The following is a 13,405-nucleotide window of genomic DNA, read 5'->3' on the forward strand; positions in this document are numbered from 1 at the left end:
GCCGCTGGTCTTGTCGTGATCGCGGGTCATTCTGCGTCCTCAGATTCTTCGCATGCGTCGAGCAGGTTGAGCTGACGGCTTTCGCTCTCAGCGCGATAGGCGCGTTGGAGTTTCGCGCGCATCAGGTGCGGCGTTTCAGGTAGTTCACACGGCAGGGCGTGCGGTATACCCGAAGGGCTGGCCAAGTGGGTTAGCTCGGTGTGGGCGTTGAATGAAGCCGAGCAGAGCGGGTTGTCGCACACGAAAACATCGTTCCGTAGGAACTGGTGCGCGAGCTGGCTGGTGCGCTTGTAGAGCGCGGAGCGACAGAACGGGCAGAGAAACGTGGCCTTGCGGCGAGCGACAAGAGCAACCATTGGCTTAACGGCCGCGCGGGGTTGCGCGTGACTGTGCGGGCATTTGCGGGTTACGCTTCATGCCAAGTGCGACCGCTGCATCGTGTGACTTGCCAGAACGGCCGGTGCCACGTTCCAGCAGAAGGTCTTTCACCGCATCGACACTGAGCCCGTTTTTTCGGGCGAACTGGGTCACGGTGAGGCCTTGTTCCACCAGCCAGTCGCGTGCTTCTGCACAGGAGCGCAGCGGGGGGAGTGGTTTGGACTTGCGAAGGTTTGAGCGGTTAGACATGCGCGGGTCATCGCGTGGATTTGCGTGCAAGCATGGTGAACAATAGGTCACCTGTCAAGTGAACTTTGATTCGACAAAAGGAGTTGTGTGTGTCTATAGGGAACCGACTGAAGGAAGAACGGCAGCGCTTGGAACTCACACAGCAAGCGCTGGCTGAGGCGGGCGGCGTTTCGAAGCGCGCACAGCTGAAGTACGAACAGGGAGAGCAGCTGCCAGGTGCGGGCTATCTGGCAGGCGCAACCGCTGCTGGCGTAGACGTTGTCTACGTGTTGAGTGGCCACCACGGCAGCGATGGCAGTGGAGTGAGCGCTGAAGAAATGCTTTTGCTTGCGGCCTACCGCAATGCCGCGCCTGCCACACGCGGGCTTGTCCTCGCGGCTTTAGGCGCAAACGCGCCCGCTGCTGAGGCGAAGGCAGCAAAGGGAATCAAGATCACCGGCGGCAAGCAGGGACAAGTAGTTCAGGGCGACGTGCAGCAACCTGATGTGGTGTTCAACGTTGGCGGAAAAAAGAAAAAGTAATTCCTAAGCGAAGCTATTCAAGCTTTGATCACAACGGCCGATGTTATCGGCCGTTGTCGTAAGGAATTAACATGCAGGAACGGAATTTTGTGCCCGACTTCAACGTGGGCCAGCTGGTACAGGGAAGCGTCTACGCGAACAACCTGGTACTGAACATCGGCGGTGAACCTTGCCCGCTGTGGGAAGTGGAAAGCGGAAAAGTCGCGGAGTTGCGCGACACGCTTGGGGTAGTCCTGACCGCCCGCCGCGTTGAACTTAGGCGCGAAGGACAGCATCTGGTTGCCTTGGGCATTTTCTTGGCAATGCTCGCCGTTGCTTGTCTCGGCGGCACGCATGCGATGTGGCTGGTAGGCGAAAGCTACGCGGCGCTTTTGGTGCTGTCCGCGCTGGTTGTCTTTAGCTCGCTAGTTTCGCTGTTGGCCGGCTGTCGTGGTCAGCGTCGGCCGCGCCGTGCAATCGCATATCTGGAAGACATTCAGGCTCGGCTGGATGCCGAGCTGGATATTCGGTCGTGGGGATTCGGCGGCATCAATCGCTAGCCGTTTCCTCGCTGGCCTTCGATTTGGCGGAAACGGGCGTTTCCAATTCAAGACGGGTGGTGAAACCAGCGTTGCCATCGATGGTGTGCGTGACGCGTTCCACCAACCACTCCCCATCAATTCCTTCCTTAATGCCAGACACGTCCACGCGCTGCTCGGGATAAAGATCAGCTTGGCCGAGCGCCAGCGTGATATTGAACTTCGCCGCGCCTCGTTGAATCCGATTCCACTCCGCTTCTGCGTTTTCCTTGGCATCGCGTTCGGTGCCATAGGTTTCTTGGACGCGTTTGGCGTTTGCGCTGCTGCCAACTAGTACTGACTTGCGGCGGGCTGCGCCCTTGTCGTGCCAGTACGCGCGGACGCCGCTGTAAACGTCGCGGTCCGCTGATGTCCATTGGTACTGATCGCCACGGCGCTTGGTGATGCTAGCGCGTGGGATTTCTTTCCCGGTCGCCGTCTTGCCCGAGCCGATGGGAGTGAAGATCAGGCAACCAGCCTTGACCGTGGCCACAGCGTCGTAGCGCTTGCCCAGCCGCGTGAGCAGGTTTGCGTCGCTCTCTTCGGTTTGGTCCAGGTGATCGACCGCCAGGCTATCCAGCTCGGCCGCAATGCGTGGCTGAAGATCGTGCTCGCCGGCAATGTTTCGCAGGACTTTACCCAGCGTGGTTTTGTGCCAGCTGCGCGAGCGACGCGTGCGCAGCGGCTGGGTTAGGTTGGCAGACCTTGCACGAATGCTGATCAAATCCGGACTACCGCTGTATTCGACTTCATCGACAGTGAATGTGCCCTTGTCCACCAGGCCATCGGTCCAGCCGATAGATACCTGCAGCTCGACACCCTTGCGGGGCAATGCCACGCGGCCGTCGTGGTCGTGGATCCGCAGTTCCAACTGATCGGCCTCGCCACCTCGGCATTCGGTCAGCGTCAGGTCAAGAAGACGGGGCTGCAGGCGTTCAGTGAGGTTCTTCCCGTCCAGGGTTACATCCCATGCCGGGACAGGCGCACGCGCGGCCATCAGGCGTCATCCTCGTTGTTATCGTCCGTGCGTAGCAAAGAGAGCTGAAACTCGATGCGCCTGGGCGTTCCGTCCTGGTAGTGGAGCGTTTCGGTTTCGCGCTGGCCGGTGATCCGATACGCGCCAAGAACCGTGCCGGCACCACTGACCAGGGCGAGCGGTCGGCCTTCGTCGGCCAGTTCACGCAGCATGGCAAGCGAGGCAATGGTGCCGGTCAGATCAGGTGCCACGATGCCGCTAAGCTCCACGGTTTCTTCGCCGGGACCAAGGTATTGATGCGCGGCGCGGGCACCGACGCGCGAAGACGCTGCGTGCCGCCATGCTGTTGATCGCTCCAACTGCTGGTAGGCGGTGGTGGAAAGAGAAAACACAAACGTGCCCAAGGCCATCAGCATGGCGGATCCTCAGTTAGTCCGACAGGCGGGAGCGGGAGCGGGCGCGCTTCTCGCGCTCGATGCGTTCCAGCTCCGCGCGTACCTGCTGGGCGATGTCCTGACCCTGCGCGGTGCTGCCGGCGTGAATGGTGATGTTGTAGGTATCGCCAGACGGTTGTGCCGCCGACTGGAAGGGAACAACCGGCGGGCGCTTGTCGATGGCCACGGTAGGCGCGAGAGCGGCCGCCATGGCCACGCCAGCACCAGCCTGCTGCATGCGTGCCCCGAGGCCCGCCATGGCCTGCACAGGCAACGCCTGGGCGCGGAGCAGGCCACCGGCCAGTCCCTGCATCGTGAACTGGCCCAACTGGGCGAACACGCGCGAAGGGCTGTGGATCCCCAGCATTGCCTTGAAGCGGTCGATGACACCGCCGCCGACGCCGCCAATGGCTTCGACAGCGGCACCTATCTTGGAGCGAATGCCGGCAATCAGCCCGGTGACCATGTCTGCACCGGCCTGCGTCATTTTGAGTGGCCACCCCGCCAGCACAGCTGCAATGGCCGACCACATGGCCTGCAGGCCGCCAGTGAGGCGAGCAGGGCTGCTTGCGATCAATGCCAGCACCATCGCCATAGCACTGGCCAGGGTTTGCTGGATCCGCCCCCACAAGCCAGTGAAGAAGCCGGCAATGGGTGTCCATTGCGCGATCAGAACGCCCAGCGGGCTGTAGGAGAACAGCACGCGGATCCGATCCCACGCCGCCGAGACGTAGCCCAAGGAAGTACCTAGCAGGCCTCGCAGGAAGGCGCTGATGGGCGTCCAGTTCGTGATCAGTACACCTAGAGGGCTTAGGCGGAGCACGGCAACCACGCGCGTCCACGCGGCGCTGGCAACACCTGTGACGGAACCCCACAGCCCCTGAAGGAAGCGAGCGACCGGTGCCCAGTTGTTGATGATCAGGCCCAGCGGCGTATAGCGGAATACGCTGGCCAACACTGACCAGGCTGCGCGTGCGGCGATGGTGATGCCGCGCCACAGGATCTGCAGGAAGCGGGCGACCGGTGCCCAGTTGTTGATGATCAGGCCCAGCGGCGTATAGCGGAATACGCTGGCCAACACTGACCAGGCTGCGCGTGCGGCGATGGTGATGCCGCGCCACAGGATCTGCAGGAAGCGGGCGACCGGTGCCCAGTTGTTGATGATCAGGCCCAGCGGCGTATAGCGGAATACGCTGGCCAACACTGACCAGGCTGCGCGTGCGGCGATGGTGATGCCGCGCCACAGGATCTGCAGGAAGCGGGCGACCGGTGCCCAGTTGTTGATGATCAGGCCCAGCGGCGTATAGCGGAATACGCTGGCCAACACTGACCAGGCTGCGCGTGCGGCGATGGTGATGCCGCGCCACAGGATCTGCAGGAAGCGGGCGACCGGTGCCCAGTTGTTGATGATCAGGCCGAGCGGCGTATAGCGGAATACGGTGGCCAGGACAGACCAGGCCGCGCGTGCGGCGATGGTGATGCCGCGCCAGAGCATCTGTAGGAAGCCGCTGACCGGCCCCCAGTTGCTCACGATCATGCCCAGTGGCGAATAACGGAACAGCACCTTGATGATTGCCCATGCCGCCGAGGCGACTGGTGCCAGATCTTTGAACAACCCAACCATCAGGCGCATTGGAATCACCAGCGCCGCGCCGAAATTGCGGCCGGCATCTGTTGCGCCCTGCAGCTGCTCGCGGGTGGCATTGAACGGTGTCAGCAGTTGCTTGGCCCAGCTCCATACCGTGCTCAGCGCGCTGGCAACGGCATCCCATGCGGGCTTCAACGGGGCCAACGCCGCTGCCATTTCCGCGATCACAGGCCCAGCAGCAACGCGCAGGCCTTCCCACACGCCCAGCATGAAGGCCTTGATCGGACCCCAGTAGCGCCACACCACTGCGGCTACAGCGGCAACGGCAGCGCCGATGGCCAGTACAGGCCAGCTGATGCCGGCCAGCGCCGGAAGCAACATGCGCGCACCATTAGTCAACCACGGCAGCACCCGGCCGCCGAGCTGGCCCAGCGAGCGCACCAGAGACATAACGCCATTGCCGCCGCTGAGGATGCTCAGTGCGCTGTGAATCTGAGAGAACGCCATCGCGGCGAATCCTGCGCCCATCATCAAACCGCCCAACACTGTGACCAGGGCAGTGGTACCAACGGTGATGCGCGTGATGCTGCGCACCAGTTCCGGATTGGTGCGCGTCCACTCGATCACTCGGCCAATGACCGCGCCGGCCTGTGCTGCAAAAGCCTTGAAGTCGGGAATCAGGGTGTCGCCAATCGACTGGGCAACCACCAACATTGAGTTCTTCAGCAGCTGCAGCGAGTTTTCAGAGGTTGCAACACGCGAGGCGTACTCAGCCTGCATGCTGCCCTGGTACTGCTGTGCATCACTGACCTTTGCAAAATTGGTTCGCAGCAGTTCCAGATTCGTCAGCAAAGGCGCAATAGCGCCAATGGACTCACGACCGAACAGTTTGGTCATCATCCCGGCTTGCGTTTCCTTCGGCAGCAGCCGCAGCTTCTCCAGAACCGACAGGATCGCGCCGCCGGCGTCCTCCTGAAGATGCTTGGCCATCTGTTCGGCATCCACGCCAATGGCTTCGAACACGCCACGCTGCGCCTTCGTGGCTGCAGAGCCGGAAGCAAGGGTCAGCAGCATGTTCTTGATGCCGGTGGCCGACACCTCGGATTGGATACCCATGCCGGCCACGGTGGCACCCAATGCTGCCAGCGGGCCTGACTGCAGACCGGCGACTTCGCCCAGAGCGCCGATGCGGTTCACTACCTCGCTGATCTGGCGAACGTTGGCCGGACCAGTGTTGCCCAGGTAGTTGATGCGGTCGGCAAGCTGCACCACCGCATCCTGATTCATGCGGAAGGCGGTGCGCCAGGTGGCCATCGTCTGGCCTGCGTCATCGGCCGTGGTGTCGAACGCGACGCCCATCTTTGTGGCGTCTTCTGCAAACCGCAGCAGTTCGCCACGGGCAATGCCCGCTTGGCCAGCGGCTGCGACGATGGCAGCAATGTCCTGCGGAATCATGGGCAAGTGCAGTGACAGGTCTTGCACGTCCTGACCCATCTGCTTGAAGCCTTGCGGCGTCGGGAAATCAACTACTTTGCGCACGTCCGCCATGGCGGACTCAAACTTCATGGCCTCGCCAAGCGGGAGCGCTTCGGCACGCAACATGCGCTGGCCGGCATACAGCATGCCGGCACCGTGCAGGCTGGCGGTCATGCCGGCGCGGTGGACCTTGGCAGCACGTTCGGATGCGTCCTGCATGCGCTTCAGCTGACTGGTCTGCTGGCCCATGCGCTGGTTGGTGCGGTCAATCTCGCCGCTGAGCTGACGTTGGTGCACTGCCAGCCGGTTGGTGTCGATGCCAGCGGCGGCCAGTGCCTGGCGCTGGCCTGAGAGCTTGTCGCGCTGCAGGTCGTGCTGGCGGGCGAGCTTGCCGACCTCAGATGCCTGGGCGCGCAGCTCGCGGGTCAGCTTGGCTGTTGGCTTCTCGGTGGCGTTGTACTGCGTGGTCAGTGCTGCCAGCTTGCGGCGCTGGTCGGCCAGCGCTACCCCAGCTTGGCCTGCACTTTCTTCAAGCGCACGGAACGCGCCCATACTCTTTTGCTGGGCGTTGAGGTTCTTCAGTACGGCTTGGGTCTGGCGGATCCCGGCGGAGACACCTTTGCTGCCAGCGAGGATCCGGCGGAAGGGGCCGGACGCGTTGTCCAGGGCGGCCAGGACAACGGAAAGACGCAGTTGATTGCCGGCCATATCAGCCGGCCTTGCGCTGGATCAGCGCGTGCGCGGTGCCTTGGGCGGCGTCACTGCATCGCCCAAACGGCGATACAGCGGTGCCAACGCGGCGAAGGTAAGACCCAGCACCATCAGGGCGGCCAGAACAATGAGAATGAGGATGACCATGCGCGCACATTACCACTACTCCGATCCGCTGCGTTTCCGGGCGCGCTCGCGCCACTCCATCAGTTCTTCCACGCTCATGCCATCCATGGCATTGGGCGGCCAGTGGAAGATGGCCGCCACGTCAGCGAAGGCGTCTTCTACGCGATCAGGTATCCCCGTTCCGCCTTCGACGTGAAAAAACTCTGGATGCGCATGCCCAATGCCAGGATGTCGGTCGGATCCAGCTGGTTGACTTCGTGGCTGGTCAACGACGGGCTGGAGATTCGCGGAAGCACCAGGCGGATCATGTCCACGTCCAGCATCATCAGCATGCCCAGCTGTACGCCGCGCAACTCGCCAGCGGCGGGCCGGCGCAGGGTCACGGCTTCGATCTTCTGCGTGCCGCGCTTGATCGGTTCATCGAGATGGATGGTGTTGGGGTCCACCACGACGTCGGCGGAGAGAGTGGAGTCGATGGCTGCGACGGTTGTGGTGATTGCAGAGGCTGCAGTGGCTGCAATGGCTGCAATGGATTCAGTCTTATCGGTCACGGTTACTCTCGCTTTGGAAAGGTAGGAAGGCCCGGCCGCTGACCGGGCATTGGGTGTTAGGCCAGGCCGATGGCGCGGCGAATTTCGGAAAGGCGGTCTACGCCTTCGACCATCTCGATCATGTTCACCGGATCGAGTTCGATCACCACGGCACCGGCGATGGAAAGCTTGTAGTAGCTCAGCGTGGACTTGACGGTGAACTCGGTGTCGTCGCCGGGCTTGGCATTGCCCATGTCGATTTCTTTGTGGCGGCCACGCATCACCACCTCGACGGACTCAACCTCGCCGGTATCCTCGCGCTGGTAAGCGCCAACCCAGCGCAGCATCGCGCCATCGTGGCGGGTAATGCCGTAGTCCTTGAGGATGGGGCGCATCAGGCCGCCATATTTGTGCTCACACTCCAGCTTTTCATAGCCGAAGTCGATATCCACTTCGCCGCTCATGCCACCGCCGCGATAGCCCTCCATCTTGCGGGTCAGCACGGGCAGCTTCACTTCGGTGACCTGGCCGAGAAAGCTCTCGCCATTGCCGAAGGTGTTCATGTTCTTGAGTTTGCGGGGCAGGGACATACTGTTTCTCCTGAAGTCGGGGAGGGGCGATGCCGGCGATTAAGCCGACACGGCCGCCGTGAAGTCGGCCAGGTACTGATCGGTGATGCGCTGGCGCAGCGTGATGTTTTCCATGGGCGGCGTCGGTGTGTAGTCGTAGTCGATGACGATCTTGCCGGCGGCGAGCGAGGCCGCTTCGTTGGCAGACTGATCAACCCATGCGCGCGCGTCGATGATCAGACCAGCCGACTTCATTTCACGGAACTTCGCGTTGATGCTCTCCACGATGTCGCGCACGCTCGACGGCAACATCGGCTTATCAACGAACGATGCGATGCCTTCGGCGATGGTGTCGGCCAGCACCTGGGCAGTGCGCACGGCACTCTCGAAGGCGAACAACGGATCATCCGAGCAAGTGCGCGAACCCCAGAAGCGATAGCCGTTCAAGTTGACCAGGGTGGTTACGTCGGCTTCATTGAGGAAGCCCGCATCGGTAGCCGGATCCTGCAGATCCCAATGCACGTCGCGGCTGATGCCGGTCACACCAGCCACGGCCACGTTCGAGATGGTCTTGTTCCAGCCCTGTTGCGCGTCGATCTTGGCGCGTAGGCCGAGGGCGCGGGCGATGGCAAATGCGGGCGCGGACGCGTTGGCGGTGGTGTCCCACGCGATGAAATCGGGCCAGATCACCATCAGCTCACGCGCACCGAAGCTCTCGCGGTACAAGGCCGCGTCTTCCTTGCTGGCGCTGGTGCCCGCGCTGACATACGCGAAACCACGAACCTTGGCCGCGATCACAGCCAGAGCGGCTGCCACTGGCTGTGTGTCCAAACCCGGTGCGCCCAAGATGCGGGGCTTCACGCCGAGCTGTGCCTGTGCAGCGAGCAGCGCCTGCATGCCGGTGTATACGCCATCGGTGGTGCTGCCGATCACGTTGGTGGTGGTGGTGCCGTCATCCGCTCCAGCCTCTACGCGGACCACAACAACGAGCGGATCCGCCTGATCGGCAATGCCCGCCAATGACTCGGCGAGAGTGCCATCGGTGCCTGCTTTGCCCATTGCGCCGCGAACATCGGTGATCAGAACAGGCTTGTTCAACGGGAATGCTTTGGGGTCAGCATCTGCGGCGGTGCCGATCAAGCCGATGATGGCGGTGCTGATGGTCCGAATGGGGCGGGAACCGCCAGAGATTTCGATAACACGGACGCCGTGGTGGTAGGAATCGGTCATGTTGGGAACTCCTGAAGTCAGTTGGCGCGGAGGGTGAGCGGCAAGGTGAGGCGGGTGTACTCGGTGGATTGCAGGGTGCCGGTGCGGCGACCTTCCAAGGTCACGACAACGCGGCCCGGCATCTCTCCGCTGACCACGTCAACCTTGGTGAGTTGAATGCGCTTTTCCCAGCGCATGAGGGCGGTGGCAATTGCGCCATAGAGCTGTACACGGGTGGACCCGTTGAACGGCGCGTCGATCAGGCTGGGCAGCAGAGATCCGTACTCACGGCGCATCACGCGCGAGCCAAGCGGCGTGGTCAGGATGTCCGCGATGGACTGGCGGAGATGTGCCTCGCCCTCGATTGCGTGACCAGTGGAGGCGTCCATGCCCCTCATTGCGGCGGACCCGATACAGCGCTGCCGCTCTGCACTGCCGTGTGCTTGTGCCCTTTGAGGCTTTTCCCGCCGCCAACAACATCTGTGGTGGCGGTCAGTGTCTTGGAGACGGATGTGTCGCCGACGATCTTGGTGTCGCCATTGATCGTCAGAGGGCCATTGATGGTTACGCCGCCGTCAGCGGTGATCGTTGCTGTGCCGCCAGAGGGCAGCTGCGCGGTCAAGGCATGGGCGGAATGGTCGTACTTGATGACGGCACCATCTGCGTACCTGGTGACGTGTTCAGTGGCCACGCTGGCTGGTGCCGGGAAGGCGTTGGAGTACAGACCGCGCAGGACAACGGCCGAGCGAGTGTCGCCCTCGGGTGAAAGCACGATGACCTGTTCGCCTGCAGTCGGGGCGGACCACTCCGTGGTCTCGCCAGCACGCGGAGCAAGCCAGGGCACAAAGTCAGTGACTACTTCGCCCGTCTCGACACGGCACAGCCCCTTAGCAAGATCCAGCTCGGCGATGGTGCCGATACGGATTGCGCTGGAGAGCTGGCGAGTGACTTCGTTGTTCTGCATGTGCCCAGTTTGTGCGGGGCGCTCGCGCGAGGCATGCCGGGTGGGTTGTGCCGAACAGTTCTACAGCCGAACGCCCGCTTTCGCGGGCGTCCTGTTGTTCAGTCAAGAACCGATGGCGCGCCAGAAGAACGCATAGCCATTCGGGTTTTCGTCAGACGGTGCCTGTAGGTAGACACGCTGGCCCGTTCTGGTGGGTTCGCCAATGCACTGTGGCGTAAGGTCGTAGAACTTTGACGGGGCAGGAATGAGTGGCGTCAACTGGACATTGTGGCACGCGGTGGGGAAAGCAATTGGGAACACGATCTGTGGGCCTTCGCCTTCGCTTGTGGAGGCCGCGGGCATGTAGCCCCACTGTTCGATAATCCCATCCGGCCCCTTCCGCCAACCATCTTTCGCACTACTCGCGGTGTGCTCCGCACTCTTCACGCAGGCGTCAATTGCCCCTTGCAGGCCATTGACCTGGGCGATGGTGTGCGTGTGCGACGCAGCGGCGTAGCTACCGCTCGGCTGCTTGCCGTCCAGCGCGGGCTGCAAGCCGGTTACCTGGGCGATGGTGTGGTTGTGCGAAGCAGCGGCGTAGCTGCCGCTGGGTTGCTTTCCGTCCAGCGCGGCCTGCAGGCCGGTGGTCTTCGAAATTGCGAGCGCTGGGATTCGTGCATCCGCAAGCACGCCGCTGTTGATATCGCCGGCTGAGTGAGTGTGCGATGCCGCTGCGTAGCTGCCGCTGGGCTGCTTGCCATCGAGTGCTGCCTGTAGGCCGGTGACGTTCGCAATGGCATGCGTGTGGCTGGCGCTGGCGAAGCTAGCAGGGTTCAGGGTTGCATCCGTCCAGACCTTTTGCAGTCCCGTCCAGCCACCACCACCTGAGCTTACGTGACTGGTGCGATACATCAGTGTCGGTTGACCTGTTCCACCGCTCGGCTGAAACAACAATTGGGCCACTCGAGCGTTGCCACCCGAGGTTACGGTCAGGTGAGTTGAGATGCCGGTTGCGCTGCCAGCAGGCAGAGATCCAGTGCTGACAACATCCTGTGGATAGTCGGTCGATCCCGCGTCGAAAGACTCTGCGTTGAAAGCCAGAGACAGCGCGTGCGTGTGGCTCAGTGCGGCCACCGAGTTGGCCGTGGCACCGGTGACAGTGGACGGAGTTCCAAGCGTAAGCGTCCTGTCCGCTTGCAGCGTTCCACCACCGGTTAGACCATTGCCAGCCACCAGCTGGCGGGCAGTGGTAGCTTTGGCGTCAAGGGCGGCCTGCAGGCCAGTGACCTGGGCGATGGTGTGCGTGTGCACTGCTGCTGCGAAGTCCTCCGGCTTGAACAGCCCGCTGTGATAGACCGTGTTGCCGTTCCAGTTCAAACCTGTGGTTTCGACTAGGAATTGGCCAACGGAACTAAGCCTCCCATCAGGTCGAAGCCGAATGCGGCCGCCAATGTGTTCACTGAATAGCCCGATATCGCCGATACCGTCGTTTGCGAAGTTGCACATGCCGCCATTTCGGCCGCCGGACACGCCAATACCGATGATTGAACTGGCCTTGGATACCAGAAAATCACCCACCTGCACGGGCACGTTTGTGGGCGTGAAGTTGCCTGGCCACCACACGTCTTGACCGCTGCGCTGCAGCGGGGCGATGAAATTGAAAGCCGAGTCCTGGAACACGACAGTCGAGTCCTTTCCCCCACTCACAATAGACGTTGTACTTGCACATCCGAGAAGCCGAAATGCGCCGCCGTTGCTGGCGGCGTTTGCGCCATTCAGTTCAAGAATTGCGCCTCGTCCGGTGTTGTAGCTGCCACCAGATTGAAACCGAATGGACAGCGTGTCACTTCCAACGGCTGTTTGGGCACCGATCCGGTACTCCGTCAGATCCAGTGCGATTGCGTTGATAGCCGCGTCTCGGCGCAGTGCCGCATTGAGGGAGGCCTGCAATCCTGTGACGTTGCTGATGCCCAATGCGGGAATGCGCGCAACGTCGAAGGTGCCGCTGGTGATCTGTTGCGCGCTGTGCGTGTGGTTGGATGCAGCCTTCCCATCGAGAGCGGTTTGCAGCCCGGTCACATCACCGATGGCATGGCCGTGCCCGTTCGCCGATTTGCTGTCCAATGCCGCCTGCAGCCCAATCACGTCGCTGATTGCGTGACCATGGCCGTTGGCCGACTTTCCGTCCAGTGCCGCCTGCAGTCCCGTTGTTCTACTGATCGGAAGTGACGGGATGCGAGCAACGTCGAACGTCCCGCTGTTGATGTCAGCGGCGCTGTGTGTGTGATTCTCCGGCGGATACTTGGAAGGCTTGTCCGTGACCTCATCGTGGGATGGCCAGCGTGTTGCGTATGCAGGCAGGCCTGTCAGATCAGCCCAAGCGTGCTTGTGGGCGCTAGGCGCAAAGGTCGCCGGCACGCCCGTGAGGTTGGCGTAGTTGAGGTAGTAGGCTCCATGCTGGCCGTCGAGCAAGTCGGCATCAAGGCCCTTGCCGGCACCAGTGTCGAAAGTTGCAGCCGATTTGAGGGCCAGCCCTGCGCGAAAGACTGCAGCGCTACCTGCCGTGATCAGGGTTTTGACGAAGCCCGTTGGCGCGCCAACGCCAAGACGCGCATCCAGCGCAGCATTGGTTCCGGCAGGGCTCATCGCGCGCCGATCATCGGTGCCAGTGACGGATTCCAAATTGTCGGCCAACTCAACCACGCCTGGTGTTTCGGTGGTTGCCGTTGGGTTAATCCAGTTGCTAGCGCCAAAGGTCACAGCCGTGACATTTAGATCCAAAAACCGGATATCCGTTGAAAGCAGCATCATGGCCTGTGCGGACTTCTCCATGATGACGGCGGCTTGGACGTAGCTACCGAGTAGTACGCCGGTTTCGGTGTACAGCGCGAAGGCGCGAAGCGAGTACACGTCGGCGCTTTCGTCGCGGATGGTGACGTGAATTGTGTCGTCTGCCACAACGTCGCCGGCAAACGTCGTCAGCCGCTTGATCTCGCCGGAGAGCTTGCCGGATACGATACCGGTGGCGGATGGGCTGATACCCACCTGGGCGATGCGCAGCGCGTTGGTGCCGGTGTTGTCGGGATTGACCAGCAACGCACGGCCCGCAGGGGTGAGGTAGAACGGAATGGAACTCAC

At 62.1% G+C, this 13,405-nt stretch carries 15 protein-coding genes; 2 read left to right on the forward strand and 13 right to left on the reverse strand.

The genetic code is table 11. The annotated features are described in order from the left end of the window. Positions 1-26 precede the first annotated feature (26 nt). Positions 27-356 (reverse strand): ogr/Delta-like zinc finger family protein, encoded by a 330-nt coding sequence (locus AC13FW_RS14315; RefSeq protein ID WP_482989508.1) that lies wholly within the window; start codon positions 354-356, stop codon positions 27-29. 4 nt (positions 357-360) lie between these two features. Beyond that, a complete protein-coding gene (locus tag AC13FW_RS14320) occupies positions 361-627 on the reverse strand; it encodes a helix-turn-helix domain-containing protein (protein ID WP_482989509.1) in 267 nt (88 codons plus the stop codon). An 89-nt stretch (positions 628-716) separates the two neighbouring features. On the opposite strand from AC13FW_RS14320, the gene AC13FW_RS14325 reads away from it, so the two are divergent. Then, positions 717-1,148 carry a helix-turn-helix domain-containing protein gene (locus AC13FW_RS14325; RefSeq protein ID WP_482989510.1) on the forward strand — a complete coding sequence of 144 codons (432 nt, stop codon included), beginning with the start codon at positions 717-719 and terminating at the stop codon, positions 1,146-1,148. 71 nt (positions 1,149-1,219) lie between these two features. Continuing rightward, the gene (locus AC13FW_RS14330; RefSeq protein ID WP_482989511.1) at positions 1,220-1,687 is read left to right on the forward strand and encodes a hypothetical protein; all 468 of its coding nucleotides are present in this window, start codon (positions 1,220-1,222) and stop codon (positions 1,685-1,687) included. On the opposite strand, the gene AC13FW_RS14335 is transcribed toward AC13FW_RS14330, so the two are convergent. From AC13FW_RS14335 to AC13FW_RS14385, 11 genes are all read right to left on the reverse strand, one after another. Beyond that, on the reverse strand, positions 1,677-2,702 hold the full coding sequence (locus tag AC13FW_RS14335) for a phage late control D family protein (RefSeq protein ID WP_482989512.1): 1,026 nt from the start codon (positions 2,700-2,702) through the stop codon (positions 1,677-1,679). The two genes, AC13FW_RS14330 and AC13FW_RS14335, sit on opposite strands and share 11 nt — an antisense overlap. Next, entirely contained in the window at positions 2,702-3,097 is a 396-nt protein-coding gene (locus tag AC13FW_RS14340; RefSeq protein ID WP_482989513.1) for a phage tail protein, read from the reverse strand. The genes AC13FW_RS14335 and AC13FW_RS14340 overlap by 1 nt, the downstream gene beginning before the upstream one ends. A 13-nt stretch (positions 3,098-3,110) precedes the next feature. Continuing rightward, the gene (locus AC13FW_RS14345) at positions 3,111-6,887 is read right to left on the reverse strand and encodes a phage tail tape measure protein (RefSeq protein WP_482989514.1); all 3,777 of its coding nucleotides are present in this window, start codon (positions 6,885-6,887) and stop codon (positions 3,111-3,113) included. 21 nt (positions 6,888-6,908) lie between these two features. Next, complete coding sequence (locus AC13FW_RS14350; protein ID WP_482989515.1) at positions 6,909-7,037, reverse strand: hypothetical protein; 129 nt, start codon at positions 7,035-7,037, stop codon at positions 6,909-6,911. A gap of 15 nt (positions 7,038-7,052) precedes the next feature. After that, complete coding sequence (locus tag AC13FW_RS14355; protein ID WP_482989558.1) at positions 7,053-7,124, reverse strand: GpE family phage tail protein; 72 nt, start codon at positions 7,122-7,124, stop codon at positions 7,053-7,055. 50 nt (positions 7,125-7,174) lie between these two features. Continuing rightward, positions 7,175-7,567: a phage tail assembly protein gene (locus AC13FW_RS14360; protein WP_482989516.1), complete on the reverse strand. Its 393-nt coding sequence runs from the start codon at positions 7,565-7,567 to the stop codon at positions 7,175-7,177. 56 nt (positions 7,568-7,623) lie between these two features. Next, on the reverse strand, positions 7,624-8,136 hold the full coding sequence (locus AC13FW_RS14365) for a phage major tail tube protein (RefSeq protein ID WP_482989517.1): 513 nt from the start codon (positions 8,134-8,136) through the stop codon (positions 7,624-7,626). A gap of 39 nt (positions 8,137-8,175) precedes the next feature. Next, entirely contained in the window at positions 8,176-9,345 is a 1,170-nt protein-coding gene (locus AC13FW_RS14370) for a phage tail sheath protein (protein WP_482989518.1), read from the reverse strand. 17 nt (positions 9,346-9,362) lie between these two features. After that, positions 9,363-9,722: a GPW/gp25 family protein gene (locus AC13FW_RS14375; RefSeq protein ID WP_482989519.1), complete on the reverse strand. Its 360-nt coding sequence runs from the start codon at positions 9,720-9,722 to the stop codon at positions 9,363-9,365. Then, complete coding sequence (locus tag AC13FW_RS14380; protein ID WP_482989520.1) at positions 9,719-10,288, reverse strand: phage baseplate assembly protein V; 570 nt, start codon at positions 10,286-10,288, stop codon at positions 9,719-9,721. Before AC13FW_RS14380 ends, AC13FW_RS14375 begins: the two co-directional genes overlap by 4 nt. A gap of 102 nt (positions 10,289-10,390) precedes the next feature. Next, the gene (locus tag AC13FW_RS14385; RefSeq protein WP_482989521.1) at positions 10,391-13,405 is read right to left on the reverse strand and encodes a gp53-like domain-containing protein; all 3,015 of its coding nucleotides are present in this window, start codon (positions 13,403-13,405) and stop codon (positions 10,391-10,393) included.

Source organism: Stenotrophomonas sp. 21LCFQ19, assembly GCF_056861425.1.

Excerpts from the sequence above, each read along its gene's own strand:
- AC13FW_RS14320 (WP_482989509.1), bottom strand. The coding sequence starts at position 627 with ATGTCTAACCGCTCAAACCTTCGCAAGTCCAAACCACTCCCCCCGCTG.
- AC13FW_RS14335 (WP_482989512.1), bottom strand. The coding sequence starts at position 2,702 with ATGGCCGCGCGTGCGCCTGTCCCGGCATGGGATGTAACCCTGGACGGG.
- AC13FW_RS14345 (WP_482989514.1), bottom strand. The coding sequence starts at position 6,887 with ATGGCCGGCAATCAACTGCGTCTTTCCGTTGTCCTGGCCGCCCTGGAC.
- AC13FW_RS14375 (WP_482989519.1), bottom strand. The coding sequence starts at position 9,722 with ATGAGGGGCATGGACGCCTCCACTGGTCACGCAATCGAGGGCGAGGCA.
- AC13FW_RS14330 (WP_482989511.1), top strand. The coding sequence starts at position 1,220 with ATGCAGGAACGGAATTTTGTGCCCGACTTCAACGTGGGCCAGCTGGTA.
- AC13FW_RS14365 (WP_482989517.1), bottom strand. The coding sequence starts at position 8,136 with ATGTCCCTGCCCCGCAAACTCAAGAACATGAACACCTTCGGCAATGGC.
- AC13FW_RS14350 (WP_482989515.1), bottom strand. The coding sequence starts at position 7,037 with ATGGTCATCCTCATTCTCATTGTTCTGGCCGCCCTGATGGTGCTGGGT.
- AC13FW_RS14315 (WP_482989508.1), bottom strand. The coding sequence starts at position 356 with ATGGTTGCTCTTGTCGCTCGCCGCAAGGCCACGTTTCTCTGCCCGTTC.
- AC13FW_RS14380 (WP_482989520.1), bottom strand. The coding sequence starts at position 10,288 with ATGCAGAACAACGAAGTCACTCGCCAGCTCTCCAGCGCAATCCGTATC.
- AC13FW_RS14370 (WP_482989518.1), bottom strand. The coding sequence starts at position 9,345 with ATGACCGATTCCTACCACCACGGCGTCCGTGTTATCGAAATCTCTGGC.
- AC13FW_RS14340 (WP_482989513.1), bottom strand. The coding sequence starts at position 3,097 with ATGCTGATGGCCTTGGGCACGTTTGTGTTTTCTCTTTCCACCACCGCC.